This window comes from Bacillus sp. PSXD-155 (assembly GCF_049310765.1).
GTDB lineage: Bacteria > Bacillota > Bacilli > Bacillales > Bacillaceae_G > Bacillus_A > Bacillus_A cereus.
On record NZ_JBMOWC010000040.1, the window covers coordinates 1 to 26,629 of the forward strand.

Consider the following 26,629-nt stretch of genomic DNA (forward strand, 5'->3'; position numbering starts at 1 on the left):
TAATTATTCTTCTCTTTATTTGTGTTCATCTTTTAATATATAACTAGATATTATTAAGGATTTCTTGATTTAGTATATTTATTGGCTTTTCTTCCATCTTGATGGGTAACGGTTCCATTTACTTATTTTTCTTAGTTATTAACTCTTCTTGTAATTTAACAAGTTCCCTTGCAGGAGAAATAATTACTTTTAATTTTAACGCTGACATAGATATCTTCCACCTTAAATAAACTTAATTTATCAAATATAAATTCACTCTTAGAATTTACTTTGATAATGAGTAAAATATGCAAATAGAGAGTCTAGCTGTAATTCCTAGCACTCTAATAACTATTTTTTTATACAAGGAGATGGATTAACTATGTTGAAACATATGGAGCATGTAAAACAAGCTAAAAATGAGATATTACTTATGATGATTCTATTTGCCCTTTTTTTATAGTACTTTTCTATAATGAGGGGGTTGCTGTGATTAGCGTCTCTATTTGCTTATTTAAAATTATAGCAAGCAATCTATTCTCGCAGAAAGTATAAACATCATATTATAAAAAGAGCCATTTATATGTGGCTCTTTTTATAATATGATGAAGGACCGGATTAATGAACTCAACACATAATCGTTGTATGTGGAATGAATAAGCCTCGTTCCCCCATCATTTCCACCAAACCACGGAAATGATGGGTATATCATAGGTACCATCTCACGGTTAATAGGATAATATCTGGTTGATGCTGTTTCCACTTGAAAAAACATTGATTTTCCATACAGACCCCATCTTTTTTAGAGTAATAGTACCAGTATGTCCAAGATTTATAGATTTTTAACACCAGAACCCTCTATTTCATTCCATAAGTCACAGATCCTTATTCTATCTACCCATATTTTTCATTTTTATAATTAACTTTAAACTCTTCATCTATTATTACTCCGTAATTCTTATATTTGATTACTATCCTCTATACTATTAACTTCTTCCATCTTTTGTTCAATCCAATTCATAGCCATTTTTGCATCTTCTTGAGCAATTTCTCCTCTTTCGCTCTTATACTTATGTGTTTCATAAGCCCACACTAATATGATTTTAACAAATTCAACTGTCTCTAATTTACATATCGGCTCAAATTCATCTTCTTCTTCATCATAAAATGGATCCTCAATTATGGTAAAATCTCTAAAGGATATTATGCTAGAAGCGTTTCCTCCATGTCTATATTCGAATATGTTTCCCCTCAATAAATCAATAAAATTGTTAATATCATTTTTTAAATCTCTTAACCTCCAAGGTATATCAGACCCTAAAGGATCATTTATCATATTGGCAAATTTCAACGATTTTTCTTCATCAAAATCCATAACAACCACATTGAACTCTTCTATATATTTAAATTCATAATTATACTTAATCATTAAGAACACTTCCTCCAACTCAATATACTGGATAAGCTGAGATTACCTTATTATTCCTCAAAATCATCTCTATTGTCATTCCATCACTTGTTTTTCCAAGATATCTATTGTTTTTTATATTCACTTTGTTATTAAAAGCCTCATTCACTGCATCTATTACTTGTTGAGGTGTCCAATCCCTTGGAAAGAATGTGGATTTAGGACCTTTTAATACTCCATCAATTTCCACTTTAGCTTGGTAGACACCAAACTCATTTGATGGATCGAGGTCTCCGACAATTTTACTATTACTATTCGGCGTTCCTTCATAATGAAAACCATTAGCATTCCCATTTTTAAGTATTTCACCATTAAAAATATGATTTATTCCGTTTTTTTTAGTCCCTTGTTTAAAATTCTCTGTGTTTTGTAAACTCTCAAGCCATTGCTTTTTTTCAATGTCAGACTGATGAATTTTATCCGGACTCTTATTTCCACTAGAACCGAACTCGCCTTTAGCAAACTGATGAGTCGATAGCTTTTCTTCAAATTGCCTAAAATCAGGTGTATTAAATTGCAAACCACCTTCGCCAGCAATAGCAAACCCATTGCGATTCCCATTAAATAAAGATGCAGCATCTTGTAAGCCCTTTTTACTAGCTTGCGAAATCTCAGCTACTTCAGCACCCGTTTTCAACGCCGCAGACTTAGCGAGCTTATCTACACCTTTTGTTCCGGCAAAAGCAAACATACCATGCCCCATTACATTTCCATAAAGCTCAGCTTGACTATTTCCGTCCCCGTTTACAACATTGGTATTCCAAGAATCAGAAATCGTTTGTTTTATCGCATTGAATGTTCTGGCTGGATTAGAAAGAGCTTCAATCGTGTCATTAATTGTATTTATTGGATGGAGGGCTACATTCACAATTCCTAATAATTCATCACCTAATGCGTCTTCTATTCCTTTTTTTAAATGGTAGGGCACCTAATCCAGCTTTTTCAATCGTAGAAACAAATTTATGATCAGCGGCATATATCATTTTACTATATTCCTTATAAAAATATTCAATATCATGTTTAAACTTATCCAGTAAAGATTCATCTTTTTTTTCACTATTTAAAGGGCCACACATTGCTCCTTCTTCAATTGAACTACTATTTAGAAGATTGTCAGTCTGACGATCCCTATCTTCTGTTATCGATTGAATAGAAGTAATCCACTCCATATTTAATCCTTGTGTACTAAATGTTCCACTTACAGGACTAAATCCTTTCCCACTTTGAACTTCGGCAAGACCAGTAGCAATACTAGCTACTAGTTGAAGGGCCGTACTGTAGTTATTACTGGATGTATAATTGAATTCATATAAATGCTCTAATTTTTCTTCAAGTTTTTTTCTCATCTCAACTAAAACAGCCACAATTGCATCTATGCCAGGCATTGGTGTAGCTTCATCTATCACTTCTATACTTGCAATCATTTGATTGATTTCTTGAATTTGCTCTCTTACCTCTTGTTCGATTACATCCGTGGAAGCAACTTTTGATTGAAAATCTCTTGGAAAAGCATCATTTTGACGAATTAATTCTTCACATAAATAAATTATACCTTGTGCTAAAGGACGAAAGGTTTGGACAAAAAATATTTTTGCACTACTATATGTTCGTCCTTGCAGGACCGTATCAGTAGCAAAAGCGTCAATCGACTGAATGACTTGTTCCATACCTTGAATGGTAGCAGTACATACAGCATTCATGCTTTGAGTCTGATTTTGTACTTCCCCTAAATACATATTTAAACTCATGCTTTGTCCTCCCTTTTTAATTGCTGTTGCCTATAAATAAGGTTGGTTTCTAAATCAATAAGATCGCATCTTTCTTTAAGCAATATTTCTTTTTGGTTTTACAATTGAAATATTAATTTCCGCTCGATATGTTCCGATTCTTGAAGATTATTCATAAAAAAATTAGAAATTTCTCTATCACCATGCCATGTTTTAAAGTTCTATTAAATAAGTGATTATTTCGATTTCTCAATTCGTGAAATTCCATATCCGCTTGTCTCTGGATTTGAATCGCAACTTGATTTTGATCCTGTTTTTCAAATACTATCCGTATTTTTTAATTTAGTTGATTTATTTGCTTTTCAATGTCTTGATCTATCTTTTTCTTCTACTGTGTATACTGAACGATAAACATCTAGTAATGTAATAAGATGTACGTCTTTAATTAAATACCACCCCTCCCCTTTATGTTTACCACCAACAATTCCTGTTTCTCTTAAACATATTAATATACCTTGAATAATTTTTGGTTGAACACTTAAAGTTTTCGCTATAAATTCCAAACAATAAGGCGTTGATGGATTTTTTTTAAGAATAGATAAAATTTGTAAAGCAACTGTTAAGCTAATACTAATTTTCATAATTTATATCCTTTTCATCTATAAGATAAATACAGCTCGTTAAAATTCCATAGATCTCTGAATATTTAAAGATATATTTATCATAATTAGAGGTTTATTATTATCTTATAAATATCACCAGCATTATTATTCATTCGATATTCTATAAAAAATAAAACGTTTATTTTACTAACTTAAAAATAAATCAAATAATCTACTAGTTATTAACTTTCGAAATAGATCCTTCTGGACCTCTCCATACATTCAGGAAAGAAGGTGCCTTTACCTTCTCCCACTTCTCTTTATTTGTTACTTTTACTTTATCTCCTAGTTTAAAGTCACCTTTTGAAACAGGGATATCTACATATTGCTTTTTTCCTTCGCTATCTTTCAACCTTACTTCAACATATTCTATAGAATTATCTTCATATCTATCTTCTATTTCACCTATTACAAATTCTTCTTTTTTCTCTTCATTAACCTTCGAAATAGATCCTTCTGGACCTCTCCATACATTCAGGAAAGAAGGTGCCTTTATCTTCTCCCACTTCTCTTTATTTGTTACTTTTACTTTATCTCCTAGTTTAAAGTCACCCTTTGAAACAGGGATATCTACATATTGCTTTTTTCCTTCGCTATCTTTCAACCTTACTTCAACATATTCTATAGAATTATCTTCATATCTATCTTCTATTTCACCTATTACAAACTCTTCTTTTTGCTTCTCGTTAACTTTTGTTATAGGGCTCTTTGAATCAGATAACACTTTAGTATTAGCACTGTCATACTCAGTTGTTTTATATCCAAACCTTTTATGATAGACCATTTCCCCATAACGACCAAAATTACTAACCTTTACCGTATCTCCTTCTTCAAATGTATGTTTTTTTGATGCCCACACGTATACAGTATGTTCTTTTCCATCCTTATCTTTATAATTAATTTTGATGTAGTCCCCATTTGAATCTCTAATGATAGAACTTACTACTCCATCCATACGTTCTTCTTTTATGGGTAAAATTTTCTCCTTCGAAGTATTTAGGGTTCCTCCACCTCTATTTTGAAGCATATCGGTTTTAGCAATTAGTTGTGCAGCCTCCGCCCGAGTTACAAATCTGTTTGGTTGCCAACCATTATCAGTGCCATTAGAAATTCCTAAATCGATTAAAATACTTGCGGATTTTTCACCCCAATGCCCTTTTAAATCAATAAATTTTGCTTTCTCTTCACTTTCTACCGGACTTTGTAATTTATATGCATTCACAAGCATTGCTGCCATAGCCGCACGACTAACTTTCTCCGAAGGATTAAATAGACCATTTCCTACCCCTTTAACTATCCCGGCTTTTTCTGCTGCAGCGATATAAGGTGCTCCCCAATGATTTTGTGCATCTTTAAATGAAGGCTTTTCATTTGGGTTTATTTTTATTCCTAACGCTTTTGTTATAATTGTGGCTGCAGAAGCCCTGTCTAATGTTTCATATGATCCAAACGTGCCGTTAGGTAGTCCATTAATAGCATGTTTATCCACTAGATAATTAACCGACTGTTCCGCCCATTTGGGTACATCTGGGAATCTCAGAGTATCTGCAAATATATTGGATGAATATGATAATAAAGTTCCTGTAATAATTCCTGCTGCAATTAATTTATTTTTCATAAAATATAACACCTCTAAAAGTTTATTATGGGGAGTTGGCGAGTAAATTTACGACAAATCATTTTTGTGAATTAGATAAAATATTCAAATTTAAAATACCTCACCTTTAAATATAGTCAGTTAGTAAATATCACACATAAAGGAAGCAAAAAACAAACCATGAATGTAGGGGTTTTAGTAATTCACTTTATTTTGAAATAATGAAAATTTAATACACCCAACTTCGTGTAACCATTATAGTTACATCTAGAAATAATGTCAATTACAGTATCCTTACACTTTTGTAAGATAATCTACTAAATAATTAACAAGGTAATGTTTACATATACTGAATAATTACAAATCTAATTCAGTAATTTAATATGTTTAGTGATAAAGATAATTTCAAATAATAAATTCACGTGCACTCTAACTTATGATTGCTAAATTATACTTTATAGACGATGATCTTTTTGGAAATTCAGGTGAAAATGATCAGCATCATTATATACACCAAATTCATAACCTTTTTCTTTATAAAATTTTATAATTTCTGGAAGTACTGATAATGTTTGAGCTTTTTCATGCATTAAAACTACTTCAACATCCTCCGTTGTAGATTTTTTTACATTTTCTATAATTTCATTTGGATTATTCTTTAATTTCCAATCATAAGAATCTATTGTCCAATCCCATACTTTTATTCCCTCTTCTACAATTTGATTTCGAATTTCTTCACTCTTTAGCCCTGGCGCTGATCCATATGGTGGACGTACTAATTTAGGATTTGTACCTGTAATATCGTGGATAAGGGATAATGTCTCTTTCATTTCTGGAACAAATTGCCTGTTTTTATATAACTTTTCACTTTTATGCGTCATACTATGTGCACCGATATAATGTCCTTCTTTTGCTGCTCGCTTTACATTTTCCTGATAACTTGTATTTTGTAAATTACTTCCTTGCATGAAAAATGTTGCTTTTACATCATTTTCTTTTAATACATCTAAAAATTCTCCAGTTAAATTACTTGGACCATCATCAAATGTCAAATAAACAACTTTTCCTACAGGTTTCCCATCTGCTCTTTTTTCTTTTTGCGGTTTTGTATTTTCTATCTCTTTTGATTGCTGCATTACACTCTGGTTATTTTTCCCCTCGAAGGTTGTTCCTTTTGCGGGAGCAGAATTAAACTTACCTATTATAAAAAACATAAGAAAAGAAGTTGTTAATAGTATCAATATTGTAAGGAACATTCCTCGTATCCCTCTATTTTTATTACCGTTTTCCGACATTGTTATCTATCCTTTCGCTATTATTTATACGTAAAAAGCAGGAGGTTAATTGTTAGATTCAATATTAGTACCACGCTTTGTACAAAAATAGATTACTAAAATGAAATAAAGATAAAATGCAGATTATGTCGAAATTAGTTAAAGAATATTGAAATTCAACATAAAATCTTATATAAGATTATCATTTAATTAAAAAACGAAGTCGTTTGATAATTGGTTTAAAGCCTCAAGCCCTGCTATGCAATTTACTGCAACGATAGAGGCTATGTACACATTTAAAAAGGGACAGATTTTTCTAAAAATTATGTCCGCATCCAAAAAAATTCATTCATAAATTAACTTGATTAGCTTCATCAGCTAGCAAACTAAAGGAAATTAACATGCTATGTTTCTATTAAATATTTTTTATATAGAAATTGTTAAAAAGAAATTTTAATTTAGTCAGGCAGAAGTCCAAGCTGATTATAAGCATTTAATGATCACTGTTAGTCATTCGGATAGAAAAATAAAAAAGAAAACAGCACTTCGCCATTAAATTAGAGAGTGCTGTTTGGCTGTAAATCATATTTAATTGTGAAACAGGTTCATCGTGGTAGTTTTAATTATAAATTCACATTCGAATTAATCTCGATATTATTGGAAACGGGTATAATTTATCTCAATATTTTTGTCTTAGCTGGTTGAGGGTCGCTAAAAAAACGATCAAAACGTCGCATCGTTGCTTCGAGCGGACCAGCAGGAAGTTTTACAATTATTCCTCCAATTACCAGTGTTGCAGTTGCAACGAATACATCCCCGAATGGAAATTCCAGACTATACTGCTGTACCCCCGCCAGTTGAAGTCCCCACAATATGACAAACTGAGCCGCATACATTGTTAATGCTACGCGTCCGACCTTTTCGAAAGGCATCAACACGACGAGAAATCTCTTCGGTACAAGACATACAAGACCTAGCACAAGGAGTGCGGCACCAATCCCTGTCAGTGTTTGAAACGTTGATGCACTGTGCGGGGCTGTCCAAAGAAGAGTATGCCACATCGGTGTTTCCATATTAAATGGCCAGATTAAATTTGGATCCGGCTGGTCAGTAACGACACCTTGAACGCTTATGAGCCACTTCTCAAAGGATCGGCTGAGATCAGGAAGGATAAAAATAGCCAACAGCTTACAAAAGGTAAGTATAATTACACCACTGCACATGAGTAAGAATACGGGGCGCGACTTTGTTAAGTCAATACGCCCAATGGTCATACCTGCAACGAAGGCGGGAGCAAGTGCTATCCCAGACATACGGCTGCCTCCTATATCTCTAAGAAGGTATGTGTGTGACAGAAGACTCTCTCCAAGAATCATCAGCGGTGGACTCACAATAACCAAAGCAATTGTTGTTATAATGAGTACGCGTGTTGAACGATGAACCAGAACAAGCGACAGTACGAACAGTGCCGCATAAGCAGGTAAAATCACACCGATATGAGTATTAAGCATAATAAGGATATATCCGATTATATCGATGAAAACTGCACGGGCGAGCATTCTAGATCGGAGCGCAGTGGTCCCCAGCCCTTTTTCTTTCATGCGTCGAGCCATGATGGAGTAAGAGATGCCTCCACAGAGTATAAATAACAATGTTGTGTTACCAGATACGATTGAAGCATTCGTTTTATTCAAGGCAAAGTGCTGTATAAACATTCCTATTACAGCTAAACCACGAACTGCATCAAGTGCTACAAGACGCCCCGTCCCCTGAGAATCCCCCTGTTCTTGTTTAGGATCTTCCTCAAAGTCCAGACTCTTAATTTCAGCGTTTGCTTCTAATTCAGATTCCCTGACGGACTCGTCCGAAAGTCTAGTCCTCCTTTTATTATTACTATTTTCTGACATCTCTTTTCTATCCCCTTTCCTATTATTCATATGTAAAAGCAGGGTTTAATTGCTAGATTTAATATCTTTCCCCCACTCTGTACAAAAAATAGATTACTAAAAAGAAATAAAGATAAAGTGCAGATTATATCAAAGCGAGTTAAAGAACATTGAGATATAACATAAAAATTGTATACAGAATGTAGTACTTAAAAAGATCATAAAGTTATTCATTATCTCTCTTCGTCTTAATCTCTAATATACGCATATAAATGAGACTTCCTTTGACAAATAAAGATAAAATTTATTTTATCTTTATCTTATCTTTATCTCTTTATGTTAGTCTGTTTTCCTAGAAGAAATAATCCTAATATTAAAAAGAAACAGAGGAATAATGCATGAAGAGTAAAAAAATGTTTGTATTTTTCTTAGGTATTATTGTTGTTCTTATAACATTAATCGAATTACTATATAGTAATCCTATGGACAACACCGATAGAAATCAGGATTTCGCTGTAGAAAAACGTTTATTACAATTTAAACCGACCATTGAAAAAGAATTAGAAAAATATAATTTAAGTGACAAAACAACAACATTATTGGGAATCATGTATCAAGAAAGTAGAGGTGAAGGTACAGATCCTATGCAGTCTTCTGAATCACTTGGATTACAGCGAAATGAAATTCAAGATGTTAACTTAAGCATTGAACAAGGTGTAAAACACTTCGCTCAAATGTATAAATACGGGATAGAGAAAGACGTTGGAATTGATGCCATCATCCAAAGCTATAATATGGGACCAGGATATATTGATTTTATCGCTAGCAAAAAAACGGAAAAGCATTCAGAGAAATTAGCTAAACAATTTTCTAAAATGAAAGTCGATCAAAGTCCAGATATGTATACGTGTGGTGATAATAAAAAAAACTTTAGATATCCATATTGTTTTGGAGATTTTACGTACACAACAAAAGTAAAAAATAAAACAAAGCTTATTGAAGATTTTTTACGAACAAAAGAGCTAGCATACAATCATAATTCAGAATAAATCCATGCAAATAATAAAAGGGAGTAGAAAAATTCTTTCTACTCCCTTTTATTATTTATATTTAAATAGAAGAAGAATAATACACCATCTTCTGTATTGAAGACACCATATTCCACACCATGCAGTTCTAAAATATTTTTAGATATAGCAAGTCCTAAGCCTGTTCCTCCTTTTGAACGCTGTCGAGCAGCATCTGATCGGTAAAATCGATCCCATACCTTCTCTAGTTGTTCTTTTGGAATATGAGCACCTTTGTTTTCTACACATATCTTTACACGATAATTCTCTTGTGTTGTAGAAATCACAATTTTTTCTTTTTCTGGTGTATAACGAATTGCATTTGTAATAAAGTTCGTAAGTACTTGTTCAATTCGATGCCGATTGGCAATGACCTCAACTTTAGAAAGATATTGATTAACTTGTAATTCCTTATTCGTTATTTCTAAAGATAAATGTTCACAAATCTGTTCGATTAATTGATCGATATAGAAAATATCCATATCCATTTTATACGTTCCAGATTCAAATTTGGCCAAGTGAAGCATATCAACAATCAACATATCCATCTTATCCACTTCTTTTGCCATTGCTTCAAAATAATAATCTTTTTTATGGCTTGCGACACCATCTTTTAAAATCGATATGCAGCTCTTCATGATACTCAAAGGTGTTTTCAGTTCATGTGATACACCAGCGATAAATTCTTTTCTTGTATTTTCTAATTGTTTTTCTTTTTCTATGTCTCGCTGAAGTTGATTAATATGTGAATGTAGTGTATTAGATAATGTATTAATATTAGACGATAAGGCACCAATTTCATCCTTCGATGTAATTGGAATCTTTTCTGAAAAGTCTAAGTTTGCCATCTTTTTTGTTGTATTGTTTATACGTAATAAAGGTTTTGCAATTCCTTTTGAATAATAAAATGAAGAGAACAAGACAAGTATCAATACAAATACAATAATATACATGTAATAATCTTGTATCATTTGAACAGCTTCATCAACAGGCTGTAAAGATGTCATAACAAAAATATATGTCGTTGTTCGATCGTTTTCATTTATCGGCTCAATTAATAGTTTATATTTTATATCATTTTGCATATAGTCAAGAATTTTTGTAGAATTACTCCTCATATCGTTCTTTTCATTAAATAATAAATTTACTTGGAAAGCTTTGATTCTTTCCATAAAAAGACGATTTGTATAATTAATATTAGATGATAAATTTTCTTCCGGAATTTGCACTTTTTGAAGGGTTCCAGAAATAAATGTTTTTGAAGATGCCAAGTTTATATCTTGATCATCGATTTCATTTAGTTTTTTATCAATTTGTTTATTTTCCCACGTTTCATCTCCAGTATTCAAAGATAATCTATACGGAATCAAAGTATACTCTTTTTTTAATCCAGAAATAAAAACACGCTTTCCTAAAGTTAGGTCGAATTTTCCATCGGTAGTATCCTCTATATCTATAAGAGTATCTAAAGGAATTCTAATCATCCGATGTCTAAATTCCTTATCCTCAGAGTAATCTGCTTTTACTTCAATATAAAAATCATTCACGTTCTTTAAATTTCCATTACTACCCAATAATGCAATATACGCGCTATTCTCTTTGTAAAAATCTTGAGTAAGTTTTTGAATAAATTGTAGATTTCCTTGCTTATTTAAGTACTCTTTCTTAAATGATTGCATACTTGTTTTTATTTCATTTATCTTCTGATTTGCATAATACTGTTTAAAAAATATGGTTTGTCCAATAAAAATAGTTGCTAAAATCAACATGCATAAAGCTGTTGTTAATACAAATAATTTTAAAACAATTCCTTTTTTCATATGTCTCCCTCAAATTTATATCCAGCTCTTACCACTGTTACAATATGATTTGCCTTTTTTCCCAATTTATGACGTAAATTTCGAATATGACTATTGATGGTGCGATCATCCCCAGCAAATTCATAACCCCCTATTTTAGTGATCAGTTGTTCTCCCGTAATAACAATCCCCTGATTTCGCATTAAATATATTAATATTTGAAACTCCGTGTGTGTCAAACTTATAGCTCCCTTATCCACAGTTACGGTACGTGAAGGGAAATGTATATAAATACTACTAATCATTAATGTATCTTCATTAGTTACGCTAATGAGGGAGGAGTATCGACTTTCAATTAATCGCTTTGCTCTTGCTAAGAAAATTGGTGGACTGTATGACTTTGTAACATAATTATCCACTCCTAGTTCAAATCCAAGCAATGTATCATCTTCATCCACACGAGCTGTAAGCATAATACTTGGCACATTAGATGTCTTACGAATCCGTCTACAAACTGACCAATCATCTAATTCTGGTAACATAATATCTAGAATGATTAAATGTACCTCATGTTCTTTAAATATAGATAATGCTTCTTTTCCATCTGTTGCCTCTAGTACCTCATATCCCTCATTTAATAAATAATCTTTCATGATTTCACGTAAAATATCTTCATCTTCCACAATCAAAATTTTTCTTTGCATGTTATATATCCCTCATAATTTAGAAGATTTTTATAGAATACATAATTCTAATATATTTTAGTTAATAAAAAAAATTTTACTATTTCTATTACTAATAAATTTAGCACAGGCATATACAGAGAATAAGAATACCATACTGATGTAAAGATAAAATGCAGAGAAGTTTATAAAATCTATTTTAATAGGTGGGACATTCCCAAGTACAAAATTTTTATTAACTTGTAACAAAAAAGCTCATTTTTTCGTTTTGGGGGCGTTTATTTTTCTTAAGTTGATGGGCATGTGGCGGTACCGCATAAAGGAGTTTAAAAGAAAAAGTGGATATGAGATTACTATGGTTCACTATATCAAAAAAGAAAATTGTACATTTAGACAAATTTCAGTCAATCCCTGTACGTTAAGGAATTGGTTTTTATTTTTGAATTATACTTGAAAATAAAATTCACTAATAAAATTTCATCCATTACAAATTCATTATGCTACGTTTTTCTATCTAAATCTTTTAAAAAAATGACAAACCTTCAACCTTACAAAAGTGTAATGTTTTTTTCATTGACTATTTTTATTAATTGTAACTATAATGGTTACACATCGCTGGTATATATTCATTCACCAACGTGCAAAACTATTTTAAGGAGTAAATTTTAATGAAGAATAAACTTATAGCGGCAGGAATTATTACAGGAACATTGTTGGCATTTCCATCTGGTATTTTTGCAGATTCAATTTCTAAAGTAACGAATTTGTCCCAAAATAGTATAGAATCAACCAAACAAGGTGAAAACTTTGTAGTTGGTGTAATAACAGATGCGGATCATTACTATGCATCCGTTGAATATAAAGATTCTGAAGGAAAGAAACAAATAGTAGATATAGATTTTCCAAATGCAGATAATTCGAATTTAAAAACAGGTGACACAGTCAAAGTTACGAATAAAGATAAATGGCAACATAAAAAGATTGGTATGCACGATGTAACCATTGCATCTGCAGATTCAATTTCTAAAGTAAAACAATCAATTGTACAAACTGATAAACCTCAAAACAATACTACTCAACCCTTTATTGAAAAAAATAATAAGCGAACAGGTAAAGTAATTGAAAAGGGATCTAATTATTTAATGGTTAAACAGGGTGATGTAACAATTAAAACCAATGTACGTAAGAAGGTGTTAGAAAAGATAAATATTGGAGATACAGTCAATATCTATGCCGAAAACTTTACGGGTTCTAATCTACCAATTAAAGAACACACTTTATATGCACAACGTTCTATTGTCCAAAAAGTAGGGGAACCTATAGATTCAAACTACATAAAATTCACAGGAGAAGTTGTGAGTAAGAATGGAAACTATCTTGTAGTGTCTAATGGCAAGATTAAAATGTCAGCTAGAACATCATCCAAAGTAATACAAGAGATTAATATTGGAGATACAGTCAATATCTATACTACAACCGTTGTAGGGGGAATGATTGGAAGCAGTGATGCTGGTTCAGCTGTTATTGAAAAATAACTTTTAATTATTAAAAATAAAATATAAATACCTACAAAAAAGGAATCTGTATTGGATTCCTTTTTTGTATTCGTAAAGATGCTCTTCGCATCTCCTAAAAAACATATATTTTTTGAAACGAAGGTTCTTTATAGACTTCATTTCTCCACAAAAACCGAATGTAAACTTTTACCCAAAATGCAGCCTGCCAAAACATAAAAAAATAGCCCTTCCCCGGAACCTTTTTGGTCAGGTGAAGGGCTATTTTTCTAATTTCTATCATTATTTATTATTTTCATTTGCTAAAATCTATATAGATGTCAGAGTGTCCTTTTTATTCTTTTAAAAGTCGGTTATCTTGTTTAAAATAGCTTCAATATCAGTTTGTTTGATTATATTATTATCTCTACACTCAACTCTGATTCAGTTATTTATGTAGCAGAAACAGCTTCTAATAAAACAAATTATATTTATCTTATTTTATTTACAAATTTATTTTTACTAATATGCAAAGCAAATAATATTTTTCCTTATTCGTTTTAATATTTATCATAGTGTGAATTGGCTTTCATCATTCCTTCGTTAACGGAGATTATATCTTTAAACGCTTGCTGTTTTTCTTGAATATGCTCTGCAACTTTCATAATTATGGGCATAACTTGTTTTATTATTTGTTCTCTTTTATTTTCTTCCAAAGATACAAGCCAGTAATTGAATTGTTCTTGTTTCTTTTGAAATTCTTCTTCTGATATTTTTAAATCACCTAGTTCATAAATAGAACTTACAAATTCTTTATAGATTTTCTTATCCATTCAACCCCTCCTTCATAAAGAAAACTTAATATTTGAATTTAATTATATTAAAATCATCCTCAAAATTTGATTTATTCTCTTCTCTATCTCATCCATGATCTCATTGTATTCATTTGAATATTAAGTAGTTCGTATGCGATTCCTAATCTTTGATATTTATGAACATTTTCATCCTGTTTTTGGCTATTATAGTAGTCAATATAGTGAAACTCTTTATTTAAATCATTTAAACGTGAGTCGATGCTTTTAATTCTTTCACTAATAATACTATCATGATCAAAAAGTTCTTCAAATGATTTTCCAATCGTATGTCCTAATCCATTGGAACTGAAAAAAAATTGTTTTGCTGCCTCTGGCTGTTCTTCCAAAGCTTTTGTCAATTTCTTATCATCTATTACCATTGTTCCGTCATCTTTGAATTGAATACCATAAGTAGATAAGGTATTACCATCTTGCGTAAATCCGACTACATTCCGCATTTCTCGATAAATATCATTCATTATTGCATGCCCATTTAAAACTCCCATCGGTCCCGTAAAATCTTCAAAGGACGAAGCAACTTGATTATAATCTGTGACCATTTTTTTTATTAGTTTAGTGGCATCTGACACACCAGAATTACTTACTGTGAATTTTAATTCACTACTCTTGACATTTTTATTCTTTGTACTTACTTCCGTTTCTTTTAGTAATTCAATCTCTACACCAGGAAGTGGCGTAATTGTGTTACTAGTGCTTGAACCTTCAATCCCATTAAGGCTATATTTTGCATCTTTCGCTGTATTAATGGTATTGAGTACATATTTCTCTTTTTCATTACCAGATTCATCTATTTGGTCTGTTTTTATTTTTGTATAAAACATCTTCTTAAATAAATCTGATGTCCCATCTTTTAATTCAATTTTATTATCTTCACCAACTTTTTTAGCATTCATAAAAATTTTACCGCCGTGTGTATAAGCAGATACCCCATACTCTCCAGCGTTTATTCGATTAATTAAATCTTTATATGTCATATCACTTGTTATTGTTAAATCCCTATCTCTAATTTTCAAAGTATCATTTACATTCAATTTTTCATCAATATTAATAGGATTTGAGGCAATTTGGTGATGCTCTGCAAGTTGTTTAACTGTTATATTAAATGTTCCATCAATTGCATCACGATTTGCCTTCACCTTAATATAACCATCTTGTGATGTTGTTACTTTTTTCTCATTGCCTTTAAAAGTAGCTAAATTATTAAGAGTTTGTGTAAAAGAACTAAACTCTGATTTTAAACTTACATATAACTGCTTATCTTTTAAAAGCTCATTTTTTGCATTTGTGTAAGGTTCATTTTTGAAATCAAGTTCTTGTTTTTCTGATTTTCGTATTTTTGGGTTAGATATTACATTACTAGGGATACCCCAAAGATGTGGTCTACCCATAAAACTAGTATATTTCGTTCCAACCATTTCTAAAATCATTCCTTTTCAATTTATTTTTAGATGTATTTCATTGTAATTGTAAATACATCTAAAAATAGATTGATAAAATATAACTTATAATTGTGAAATATCCACACTATTTTTATGTAATGTATGATCATTAGATATTAAATTAGAGCCTAAAAGAATTGGGGTTAGATATGTGGCGTATTTTATATATTTACATTTCAAGATACTTTGTTGTATAGATTATATCTAATAATTAATAAAAACTTAATTTGTTAACTATGTTCCTTTATATTTAATCGATATCCTATTTTACTTACCACTTTAATTGCCCTTCTAACTCCTAACATATCAAATTTTTTATTTACTCGTATAATATTTTTATATAAGGTATTTTTACCCAGGTATTCTTCAGTCTACGAAATTGCAGATGATAACTCGTTATGTGCTACAGTACGTGGATATTGCGAAAAAAGGATTTCTATAACAATTCTTTCATTATTTGTTAAATTAACTTGTTTTGTTTTAAAATGGAGCTGTAAACGCTCTGGATAAAATCTAAATCCTTCTATCTCCATAAAACGTTCTAATGGGTTTAAAATATATTCACCATATGTTCGACGCAAATATCTTTTTATTTTTGCCACTATTACCTTGCAATTCAAAGGAGGAATTATACAATCATCCGCACCTCCTTCAATGGCTCGAATTTGTACTTTTTCATTTTTACAATTAGAAATAAATATAATTGGACAAGTAAATCTAGATCGAATTCTCTGTAGCCAGTAAAAACCATCAAGTACAGGTAACTTTTCCCCTAATAATATTAGGTGCGGATGTAAGTTGTTTAAGTACGCCATAACTTTTTCAAAATTATCAACAGTTACTACTTCACAAATATCCTGTTCTAAATAAATTTTTAATGCAGATGTGAAGTTTACATCACCATCAACAATCAAAACCTTATACATATTTTTATTCCTCCTGAGACATGTCCTTCATTAGGACAATATGCTACTTATGATTCCGTCACAATTCTATTTGCTACTACTATACTTTATTGTTTTCTTTCTATTCATCGTTTTTCCGTTCATCTTTTTCTCTCCTTTAAGTATAGAAATCGCATAGGATATAATAAATCGCTTTATCTTATATGTATCTTTCACCATTATTATTGAACTAATAGTACATGCTTTTCAATAAAGCAAAATATTAGATATCATAATAATCATGTAGTTATACCCTTCCTCCATTAAACAATCTTTTATTATGTATTTTTATAACTAGAAAAATACATTTCTAGTTATAAAAAGCTATCCTTACAAAAGGAGATAGATACTACACTAGAAGAATCCATGGCATCTATCTCTTTTCTTTATTTTACATTTAATTTTTCTTTTACTTTTGCAGGTAAATCATCCTTCTCCACTTCTTCCCAGGATTTCACACCTTTTTCTTCAGAATAGTATACGAGAAGAAAAGCATCTTTACGAAGATTCTTTTGTGCAAAAAATTCTAACTTTTTTTCTTTACCTTCTTTATCAAAGCCCACTAATTTATATGTGTAATTTTTCCCCATTATTTTACCGTCTGAAGATTTCGCAACTTCCTCTTTTCCATCTACAGTGATTTGAACATAATATTTCTCTGTTCCAATACGATTTAAATTACAACCAACTAACATACTACTAAATACAGTTAAAATACTTAAAAGTAAAATGATTTTTTTCAATGGATTCACCTCATATTTTTACACTTATATTAATCCCTTACTTTCAATTAAGAAATCCAGAAACATTACATCAACATTACATTTTTGTAAGATAACAATAATCGCATATAATAATTAATTTGCATTATCTTGTCAGGCCCCTCTTATATAGCTTTCAAAGCTGCATATATGTAGAGTTAATATATAATAAATTCTTACTAAATAACCAATGTAAATCTTTTAAACTGATACTTACCAATTTACTACATTTAATTCCTTTTATCTTTTAGATCATTGTCCCAACGCCATCAAGTTACGATATTATAATATCCCCAGAACGAATTTTTTTATATGTTAATCGTTTTTATAGTTTTAGGGTAAATCGTTCATATTAGCTTGATGGGCATGGGGGTGCTCCCCCAATATGTAGAACAACATTTCATAATTATTATATTTGTATTATACAAAATAAAAATACTCTCTTTTTAGCACATTATTCTAAAGTATTGCTACTAAAAATATTTATAATCTCTCCCATTTTTCATAACCGTTCCCTTCATACTTTACAAAAATAACACCATTTATAAAATAGATGAATACAGTAAAAAGATACTATGATTTTTGACGTTTTAGGAGGAGAAGATGAAAGCTGTTATTCTTGCTGGTGGATATGGTACTAGAATTGGGGAAGAAACACATTTAAAACCAAAACCTATGATTGAAATTGGTACAAAACCTATTCTTTGACATATTATGAGCCTCTTCAGTCACTATGGTATTACGGAATTTATTATTTGTTTAGGTTATAAAGGTTATGCAATCAAAGAATTTTTTCTTAATTACAACTTACACACGTCAGATTTCACAATCCAATTATGTGACAACACAATAACTAGCCGTTCACATCATGTAGAACCTTGGAAAGTCACACTTATTGATACAGGACAAAAAACAGAAACTGGTGGACGCATTAAAAGGATACAAAAGTACGTTGGGGACGAAACTTTTTTGCTTACTTATGGCGATGGAGTAAGCGATGTAAATCTACAAGAACTCATCAAATTTCATAAACAACACGGAAAAACAGCTACTGTAACCGCTGTTCAACCTCCCGGTAGATTTGGGTCTCTTATATTAAATGAGCAATCCGTTTTAGCATTTAAAGAAAAGCCTTTAGGCGATGGCGGTTGGGTGAATGGTGGATTCTTTGTTCTAAACCATGAAATTTTCAATTATATTAGCGGTGATACATCTGTTTTTGAAACTGATACTTTAGTTCAGCTAGTAAACAAACAAGAGCTTAATGCATATCAACATACAGGCTTTTGGCATCCTATGGACACACTACGTGACAAGAAAAAATTAATGGAATTATGGGAAAGCAATCATGCTCCATGGAAGGTTTGGTAATATAATATGGTTACTACATCTTTTTGGCATAAAAAAAAGGTATTTATTACCGGGCATACAGGATTTAAAGGAACTTGGCTTACACTTTTTTTAAACTTCTTTAGGTGCAGAAGTAATTGGATACTCTTCTCATCCTCCATCAACTCCATACCTTTTTGAACAGTCTAACGCAGCAAAAGAATGTCATTCTGTAACCGGGGACATTACAGAGTATCCTCCCTTATTAAAAACAATCACGCATTATCAACCAGAAATTATTTTCCATTTAGTTGCTCAGCCGTTAGTTACAACTTCATATAACAATCCTATTGAGACATTTAAAACAAATGTTTTAGGGACTGTTCACGTATTAGAAGCAGCAAAGCACACGGAAAGTGTACGTGTCATTATTAACGTTACAAGTGATAAATGCTATGAAAATAATGGCACTGGAACTCGACCCTTTCATGAAAAGGATCGTCTTGGAGGACATGACCCATACAGCGCCAGTAAAGCTTGTGCAGAACTAGTCGCAACCTCTTATCATAAGTCCTTCTTTAACTCAAACAGTATTTCTATTCCAAAACTGGCTTCCGTAAGAGCTGGTAATGTCATTGGTGGCGGAGATTGGGCAAAAAATCGTCTGTTTCCGGATATTATTCGAGCTTATATCCACATCAATCATTTAAATATTAGAAATCCAGGCGCAATTTGCCCTTGGCAACATGTATTAGATCCTCTAAATGGTTATGTACGATTAGCTGAAAAACTTTGGAAAGATGCCAAATATGCAGCAGCATGGAATTTTGGACCAATCAATCAACCTCATATAACAGTAAATGAATTAATTCAAACAGTAATGAAGCTATGGGATGAAAAATTGACAATACTCAATCCTACTACTAACATTCCTTACGAATCTCTTATTTTAACACTCAATAGTACGAAATCGGTAAAAGAATTAGAATGGGTTCCAAAATTATCAACTAAAAAATCCATCACTTGAATTGTTGACTGGTATCTAAAATATATATCCGGTGAAAACATGGCATGGTTCATGTGACAACAAATCAATGCATTAAAAAAATTATAAAGGGGCAATAAAAATGTCGCATAAAAAATGTCGTTTCTGTCATTCATTACTGACAGATACTTTTTTAAATTTAGGTGTTTCCCCTCTCGCTAATTCATTTGTAGCTCCAGAAAACTTATATAAAATGGAACCTTTCTATCCATTGCATACGTTTGTTTGTAACAATTGCTTACTTGTGCAACTAGATGAATTCGAATCACCACAAAATATTTTTCATGATTATTTATACTTTAGTTCTTATTCATCTAGTTGGCTATTGCATGCGAAACAATACGTAGATATGGCAATTAAACGTTTCAGCTTAACCTCTCATTCGCAAGTTATTGAAATCGCGAGCAATGATGGTTACTTATTACAATACTTTCAACAAGGAAACATTCGTACATTAGGAGTAGAACCAGCAAAAAATGTCGCGGAAGTCGCTATTCAAAAAGGAATTCCTACAAAAATAAGCTTTTTCAGTGATAATTTAGCAAAACAGTTACGAGAGGAAAATCTACAGGCTGATTTAATTGTCGCTAATAACGTATTAGCTCACGTTCCTAACTTACACGATTTTATTGCCGGCTTAAAAACATTATTAAAGCCTGATGGTGTAATCACAATTGAATTCCCACATATATTAAACCTCATATCCTCTAAACAATTTGATACGATCTATCATGAACACTTTTCTTACTTCTCACTTCTATGTATTCAAAAGATTTTATTACACCATAACTTACAAGTTATAGACGTAGAAGAACTTTCTACACATGGCGGCTCCTTACGATTATTTATAAAGCATTTAAATAAAAATATAACAATCAGTTCAAACGTTACGAAATTAATTCAAAAAGAAACAGATCATGAACTGCATAAATTAGATTGCTATCTTCTTTTTTCTAAACAAGTAGAACAATTGAAAATAGATATTCTGAGATTTTTCATTGAGGCAAAATCTTCAAATAAGCAAATTATCGGCTATGGCGCTCCAGCTAAAGGAAATACTCTTTTAAATTTTTGCGGGATTGGAAAAGAATTTCTTCCTTATACAGTAGATAAAAACCCTCATAAGCAAGGTTTTCACTTACCAGGAACTCGCATTCCAGTTAAATCCCCTGATAAAATTAGACAAACAAAACCTGATTATCTTCTCATCTTACCTTGGAATTTAAAAGAAGAAATTATGGAGGAATGCTCCTTCATTCATGAATGGGGCGGGAAATTTTTAATTGTTATTCCGAAAGTAGAAGTGATCGAAGCATGAAGAAGATCCTTGTAACAGGAGGAAATGGCTGGATTGGTAAATACGTAGTAAGTTCATTAATACAAATGGGCTATGAAGTACACGCCACTTATAATAGAAATAAACCTTCTCACATTTTATGTCATTGGCATAAAGTAAACTTACTCAATAATGATGAAGTAAAAAAACTTATTCATCACATTAAAGCATCTCACCTCATTCATTTAGCGTGGGAAGCAGTTCCACCAAAATGTTATGAGTCCATCAATAACTATTATTGGCTACAATCGAGCATCTCATTAATTCAGCAGTTTGTAGCGCATGGTGGTCAGAGAATTGTCGTAGCTGGTACAGGTGCAGAGTACGAATGGATTAACGGTATATTATCTGAAGATTCTTCACTCCTTTCCTATAAAAATCCGTATTCATTATGTAAAAACACTTTACGCTCTTGGCTACAATCTTATTCTGAGCAAACAGGACTCAGCATGTGCTGGGGAAGAATTTTTCATTTATACGGACCTTACGAACATGGCAATCGCCTTATTTCTAATATTATTACTTCATTATTAAAAAATAAGGAGGCTTTATGTACACATGGGAAACAACATCGAGACTTCCTCCATGTAAGCGATGTTGCAGATGCTCTTATTTCATTATTAAACAGTGATGTAATAGGTACTGTAAATGTCGCCTCTGGTCATTCTATTCAAATTAAAGAACTAGCCTCTATTATCGCAAAAAGAATAGGGAAAGAACATTTAATCAAATTAGGTGCTATTCCCTTCCCTAATAATGAACCTTTGTTTGTTGGCACGAATGTTTTACGGTTAAAAAATGAAGTACTTTGGGAACCAAAATACGATATAAATACAGGAATCGAAGCAACTATTTTGTGGTGGAAAACATTTTTTAAGAATTCAAATTAGTACTTTTTGAACTACCCCCACTTTCACTTCGTTTAGAAGTGAGGGATTCCTAAGTAAAGAGTTCTATCGAACTCTAATTGATTAGGCTAACCCCGCAGTCCTTGCGGTTAGAAGCCTTATCGCTTCATTCTTTAGATTGATACTTGCGTTAATATCCCTATCATGGTATGTACGACAAGAAGGACAGTCCCATTCACGTAGGTTTAGATTTTTAACGTCTTTATTTTGATATCCACAACAAGAACATAATTGGCTGGAAGCAAATGTTTTCGATACGACAATGACTTGTTTGCCATACCATTTTGCTTTGTATTCTAACATGGCTCGAAACTGTGACCATGATACCTCACTAATTGCTTTTGCTAACTTATAATTCTTTAACATATTCGATACTTGCAAATCCTCTATACCGATAACATCGTGGTTTTTGATGATTTCAGTTGAAATTTTGTCCAAGTAATCTTTTCTAGCATTTGATATGTATTCATGAATTCTAGCTACCTTTACTCGTTGTTTATTCCAGCGAGAAGATCCTTTCATTCTTCTAGAAAGAACACGCTGTACTTTCGCCAACTTATCTTCTAATGATCGGAAAAACTTCGGATTTTTATAGTGTGTTCCATCTGACAAAATAGCGAAATCTTTTAGTCCTACATCTATTCCAATGTAAGAATGTGTTTTCGGAAGTTCTTGTACTTCTGTTTCAACTAATAGTGACACAAAATATCTACCAGAAGAGTTCCGTCTAACTGTAGCATTTACAATACGCCCCTCTACTTCGCGACTTTTGGCAAATCGAACGAGGCCTAGTTTCGGCAACTTTATTTTGTTCCCTACAACGGCAATGTTTTCATTTGTTTGTTTTGTGGTATAAGATTGTACGTTGTTCTTCTTAGATTTAAAGCGCGGTGCGCTGTTTTGTTTTTTGAAAAAGCGTGTATAAGCATCCGCAAGGTTGCGAACAGACGACTGAATCGCAATACTATCCACTTCTTTTAGCCAAACAAGCTCTTTCTTCATGGCAGGTAGTTTGGCAGAGCATGTACCATAGGTCAAGCCTTTTCCTGTCTCTTTGTATGCTTGATCCCATAAGGATAAGAAATGATTGAATACAAAGCGAGAACACCCAATCGTTTTGTTGATTAGAATTGCTTGTGCTTGATTTGGATAGATACGAAACTTATAGGCTTTATTCATCATTATTTGATTCACCTCCATTTCGGTATATGACTATTATATATCGAACATACATTCTATAGATAGTGGAGTAACACTTTCTGTATGTCGAACAATGAAGATGGCTTCCTGCCATCCCTTGTTCGAAGCCAATTCATCTCCCACCTACTCACTGGGCTGTGACCCTTCAAGCTCCTTGAGGAAGGAGTATTCTTGGCTAAAATGATAAAAAAGCATAGCCATATGCATCACTTAAACGTAGATCTTGTGTACCTGCTGCTAATTCTCTATACCATTTCTCTAATATTTCTCGCGTAATAACATGATGTGTCCCCATTCCTGCAGCTTTACTACCTTCAGAAAGCGTTGAACCAATCTGTAATTTTCTCTTTCGTATCGCATCATTCCAAGGACTAAATCCAAACCATAAAATACAAGCAAGAGGTGGATAATTCGTACATTCATGCGCGGTTAAATGCCTGCCAACCGTATAACTTCCATGTTCATGATTATGAATAAATCTGCCTCTTCTCCATAATCTCCAATTTTCTGGTAAGTAGCCATGAAATCGTTGTTTCATTAATGGTATTGTATATATCAGTTCTGAATAATTATAGTTTGGATCTTCTACCATTATAAGACCTTCTATCCAGTACATCCTTCCTCCTAAATTAGTAAGAGACTGCCAGAATGTTTCTTTATCTTGCACACAAAGAAACTCAGTCGTATTTAAAATCATCTTCCATCCTTCCACCTCTTGTTCAACTTCCATCACTTCACGATCAGTTGCTAACGCGTCGAATTCTGGGTTTGCTGAATTTCGAACTTCCCAATGCGGCGCAAATTGTTTGCAAATTTCAACAGAGCGATCTGTTGACCCTTTATTAATCAAAATACCGTGATTAAATATTTTCGTATGATGCATGAGCCACCAAGGCAATAAATACTCTTCATTATAAAAATGAGAAATAACAGTTGTAGTAATGAAAATTCCCTTCCTTTCCTCTAGCAATCTATTTCATATAAGTTTTCACCTTACAACTAATATACTATGATGGTAGGTAAGGTTTTGATGTGTATAAGTTCCGATGATGCTGGTGCAAACATGATTTATTAGAAACTTAGAACCCCAATATCCTTAGATTGATAGAACACCATGTATATCAAGCCATAAATCAACATTTGCAATTTGATTACTCATTTTAATCCCACCGATTTACTTTTAAACAATATATCAGAATAATTATATCGAGGTTTTCTCTTCTACATATATATATAAGTTTTGTATATTATGGAAGAGTAATTAAAAGACTTACTCTTTGCTATTGAGGGCAGAGTCTGAGAGCCATATCGGGCTCTTCTTTGTTTATAATGATCTGTGTGCTACATAACGATTTTATTTAAAAGTTGCACAGCTATAAAAAACATAAATACAATATCATGTACAACTTTTTTTCTATAGATTTTAAAGAAAAAGTTATCTTTTTTTTCGTTATAGGGAATTTTTATTTTTCAACATGATAGACATGGATCCCGCCACACTACCCTCAACTTAAATATTTAGTCTATTCTTAAAGTTAAAAGCACATTACTATTCTTTTATATTAATGAGAAAGAGTGATGTATTTTTTTTTTGCACCAGAACCATTTATTTTCTTACATAGTATTTAGCAAATAATATACGAGTATGCACTTCGTAGAAATAAAGATTTTTAATTAAAAAAGAGTTATTTAATAGATATGTGTTAATTAATAGAAAACGGAAAAAAATGTACATAAAGAAATCCAAAAGTAAAAAGACTTACCTCTTTCTAGAGTCTTTTTATTTGTTACTAATAATAATGCGTTATGCTAAACAGTGATAAATAAAACATATAAGAAAAGTAAGCATGTTACATAAATAAATTTATTTGGAGGGTATAAAAGTCTAATCATAGATTTTTTATTTTCATACATATATAATAGTTTAATTTTTCTAGGGATGTCTTATCTAGCTTAATGTACAAAAAAAGAATTCTCACTAATTTATATCAAGAAGAGAGGTGATTTTTTGATTACTAATCTAATTATTAATGGTGGATTTGAGAACGGAACACTTATACCGTTTTTGACAGTGAATGCTTCTATTGATGGTACACATAGTCATACTGGCCTTTTCAGTGCGAATCTTTTTGGCGGAATAGGGAATGCTGTTATTGTTCAAGAGGTACCTGTTTCCTCAAATCAAAGTTATGAACTATTCGCTTCTCTTGCTAAAGTTGGAGCAGCTGCAAGCCCTACTATCTCGATTACTATTGCTTATTATGCAGGGGCAGTTATTCCAGCAAATTTTTTAGGATATGGTCTGTCTGTTATAATTCCATCAGATCGTCTTCCAGATAACAGTCAAAATACCTGGTTGAAAGTCTATCAAACTACTTCTTTAGCACCACCAACAGCTACCCAAGCCCTTGTATCTATTTTTAAGTTAGGGCAGATTGGAAGTCCCAATGTGGTTGTGGATGATATATCATTACTAGCATCGGAGCAATCAGGTGCAACTGGTCCTACCGGTGCAACTGGTCCTACTGGAGATACTGGTCCTACTGGAGATACCGGTCCTACTGGAGATACTGGTCCTACTGGAGATACCGGTCCTACTGGAGATACTGGTCCTACTGGAGATACCGGTCCTACTGGAGATACCGGTCCTACTGGAGATACCGGTCCTACTGGAGATACTGGTCCTACTGGAGATACCGGTCCTACTGGAGATACCGGTCCTACTGGAGATACCGGTCCTACTGGAGATACTGGTCCTACTGGAGATACCGGTCCTACTGGAGATACCGGTCCTACTGGAGATACCGGTCCTACTGGAGATACTGGTCCTACTGGAGATACCGGTCCTACTGGAGATACCGGTCCTACTGGAGATACCGGTCCTACTGGAGATACTGGTCCTACTGGAGATACCGGTCCTACTGGAGATACCGGTCCTACTGGAGATACCGGTCCTACTGGAGATACTGGTCCTACTGGAGATACCGGTCCTACTGGAGATACCGGTCCTACTGGAGATACTGGTCCTACTGGAGATACTGGTCCTACCGGTGCAACTGGTCCTACTGGAGATACCGGTCCTACTGGAGATACTGGTCCTACTGGAGATACCGGTCCTACTGGAGATACTGGTCCTACTGGAGATACCGGTCCTACT

General features: G+C 32.5%; 18 protein-coding genes and 5 pseudogenes. 7 read left to right on the forward strand and 16 right to left on the reverse strand.

Annotation, left to right across the window (positions count from 1 at the left end):
• Positions 1-612: 612 nt before the first annotated feature.
• From ACO6VI_RS26065 to ACO6VI_RS26100, 8 genes and pseudogenes are all read right to left on the reverse strand, one after another.
• A pseudogene (locus ACO6VI_RS26065) lies at positions 613-765 on the reverse strand (IS6 family transposase); the annotation flags it as partial.
• Between the two features lie 172 nt (positions 766-937).
• A complete protein-coding gene (locus ACO6VI_RS26070; RefSeq protein WP_422424416.1) occupies positions 938-1,408 on the reverse strand; it encodes a hypothetical protein in 471 nt (156 codons plus the stop codon).
• A gap of 19 nt (positions 1,409-1,427) precedes the next feature.
• Positions 1,428-3,195: pseudogene (locus ACO6VI_RS26075) on the reverse strand (EndoU domain-containing protein).
• A pseudogene (locus ACO6VI_RS26080) lies at positions 3,192-3,508 on the reverse strand (DUF3958 family protein). The pseudogenes ACO6VI_RS26075 and ACO6VI_RS26080 overlap by 4 nt, the downstream one beginning before the upstream one ends.
• A gap of 28 nt (positions 3,509-3,536) precedes the next feature.
• Complete coding sequence (locus ACO6VI_RS26085) at positions 3,537-3,815, reverse strand: Rrf2 family transcriptional regulator (protein ID WP_422424418.1); 279 nt, start codon at positions 3,813-3,815, stop codon at positions 3,537-3,539.
• Between the two features lie 196 nt (positions 3,816-4,011).
• Complete coding sequence (locus ACO6VI_RS26090) at positions 4,012-5,454, reverse strand: S-layer homology domain-containing protein (RefSeq protein ID WP_422424420.1); 1,443 nt, start codon at positions 5,452-5,454, stop codon at positions 4,012-4,014.
• A 434-nt stretch (positions 5,455-5,888) separates the two neighbouring features.
• Positions 5,889-6,689, reverse strand: coding sequence for a polysaccharide deacetylase family protein (locus ACO6VI_RS26095; RefSeq protein WP_422424446.1), 801 nt, complete (start codon positions 6,687-6,689; stop codon positions 5,889-5,891).
• Positions 6,690-7,381: 692 nt separating this feature from the next.
• Entirely contained in the window at positions 7,382-8,614 is a 1,233-nt protein-coding gene (locus ACO6VI_RS26100; protein WP_422424422.1) for a hypothetical protein, read from the reverse strand.
• A gap of 377 nt (positions 8,615-8,991) precedes the next feature.
• Between ACO6VI_RS26100 and ACO6VI_RS26105 the strand changes: the two genes are divergently transcribed.
• Positions 8,992-9,642, forward strand: a complete 651-nt coding sequence (locus ACO6VI_RS26105) for a lysozyme family protein (RefSeq protein ID WP_422424423.1) — start codon at positions 8,992-8,994, stop codon at positions 9,640-9,642.
• A 38-nt stretch (positions 9,643-9,680) separates the two neighbouring features.
• Here the strand turns inward: ACO6VI_RS26105 and ACO6VI_RS26110 are convergent, their stop codons facing one another.
• Both ACO6VI_RS26110 and ACO6VI_RS26115 read right to left on the reverse strand, forming a co-directional pair.
• A complete protein-coding gene (locus ACO6VI_RS26110; protein WP_422424425.1) occupies positions 9,681-11,480 on the reverse strand; it encodes a sensor histidine kinase in 1,800 nt (599 codons plus the stop codon).
• Positions 11,477-12,163, reverse strand: coding sequence for a response regulator transcription factor (locus ACO6VI_RS26115; protein WP_422424427.1), 687 nt, complete (start codon positions 12,161-12,163; stop codon positions 11,477-11,479). The genes ACO6VI_RS26110 and ACO6VI_RS26115 overlap by 4 nt, the downstream gene beginning before the upstream one ends.
• A 647-nt stretch (positions 12,164-12,810) precedes the next feature.
• On the opposite strand from ACO6VI_RS26115, the gene ACO6VI_RS26120 reads away from it, so the two are divergent.
• Positions 12,811-13,677, forward strand: coding sequence for a hypothetical protein (locus ACO6VI_RS26120; protein WP_422424429.1), 867 nt, complete (start codon positions 12,811-12,813; stop codon positions 13,675-13,677).
• Positions 13,678-14,195: 518 nt separating this feature from the next.
• On the opposite strand, the gene ACO6VI_RS26125 is transcribed toward ACO6VI_RS26120, so the two are convergent.
• The 4 genes from ACO6VI_RS26125 to ACO6VI_RS26140 all read right to left on the reverse strand — a co-directional run bounded on the left by ACO6VI_RS26125 (position 14,196) and on the right by ACO6VI_RS26140 (position 17,636).
• On the reverse strand, positions 14,196-14,468 hold the full coding sequence (locus ACO6VI_RS26125; protein ID WP_422424431.1) for a flagellar biosynthesis protein FlgG: 273 nt from the start codon (positions 14,466-14,468) through the stop codon (positions 14,196-14,198).
• 83 nt (positions 14,469-14,551) lie between these two features.
• Positions 14,552-15,925, reverse strand: coding sequence for a flagellar hook-associated protein 2 (locus tag ACO6VI_RS26130; protein WP_422424433.1), 1,374 nt, complete (start codon positions 15,923-15,925; stop codon positions 14,552-14,554).
• A gap of 395 nt (positions 15,926-16,320) precedes the next feature.
• Positions 16,321-16,875 carry a response regulator transcription factor gene (locus tag ACO6VI_RS26135; RefSeq protein ID WP_422424435.1) on the reverse strand — a complete coding sequence of 185 codons (555 nt, stop codon included), beginning with the start codon at positions 16,873-16,875 and terminating at the stop codon, positions 16,321-16,323.
• A gap of 404 nt (positions 16,876-17,279) precedes the next feature.
• On the reverse strand, positions 17,280-17,636 hold the full coding sequence (locus ACO6VI_RS26140) for a YxeA family protein (RefSeq protein ID WP_088351994.1): 357 nt from the start codon (positions 17,634-17,636) through the stop codon (positions 17,280-17,282).
• A 621-nt stretch (positions 17,637-18,257) separates the two neighbouring features.
• Between ACO6VI_RS26140 and rfbF the strand changes: the two are divergent.
• The 4 genes and pseudogenes from rfbF (at position 18,258) to ACO6VI_RS26160 (ending at position 22,254) form a co-directional block, all read left to right on the forward strand.
• Positions 18,258-19,025: pseudogene (gene rfbF, locus ACO6VI_RS26145) on the forward strand (glucose-1-phosphate cytidylyltransferase).
• A gap of 6 nt (positions 19,026-19,031) precedes the next feature.
• A pseudogene (gene rfbG / locus ACO6VI_RS26150) lies at positions 19,032-20,067 on the forward strand (CDP-glucose 4,6-dehydratase).
• 43 nt (positions 20,068-20,110) lie between these two features.
• Positions 20,111-21,346: a methyltransferase domain-containing protein gene (locus ACO6VI_RS26155; protein WP_422424437.1), complete on the forward strand. Its 1,236-nt coding sequence runs from the start codon at positions 20,111-20,113 to the stop codon at positions 21,344-21,346.
• A complete protein-coding gene (locus ACO6VI_RS26160) occupies positions 21,343-22,254 on the forward strand; it encodes an NAD-dependent epimerase/dehydratase family protein (protein WP_422424439.1) in 912 nt (303 codons plus the stop codon). Before ACO6VI_RS26155 ends, ACO6VI_RS26160 begins: the two co-directional genes overlap by 4 nt.
• 81 nt (positions 22,255-22,335) lie before the next feature.
• Here ACO6VI_RS26160 and tnpB read toward each other — a convergent pair whose 3' ends face one another.
• Both tnpB and ACO6VI_RS26170 read right to left on the reverse strand, forming a co-directional pair.
• Complete coding sequence (tnpB, locus tag ACO6VI_RS26165; RefSeq protein ID WP_422424441.1) at positions 22,336-23,454, reverse strand: IS200/IS605 family element RNA-guided endonuclease TnpB; 1,119 nt, start codon at positions 23,452-23,454, stop codon at positions 22,336-22,338.
• Positions 23,455-23,647: 193 nt separating this feature from the next.
• A complete protein-coding gene (locus ACO6VI_RS26170; protein ID WP_422424442.1) occupies positions 23,648-24,442 on the reverse strand; it encodes a glycosyltransferase family 2 protein in 795 nt (264 codons plus the stop codon).
• A gap of 1,038 nt (positions 24,443-25,480) precedes the next feature.
• Between ACO6VI_RS26170 and ACO6VI_RS26175 the strand changes: the two genes are divergently transcribed.
• The coding region (locus tag ACO6VI_RS26175; RefSeq protein WP_422424444.1) for an NTTRR-F1 domain at positions 25,481-26,629 on the forward strand (1,149 nt) is incomplete at its 3' end.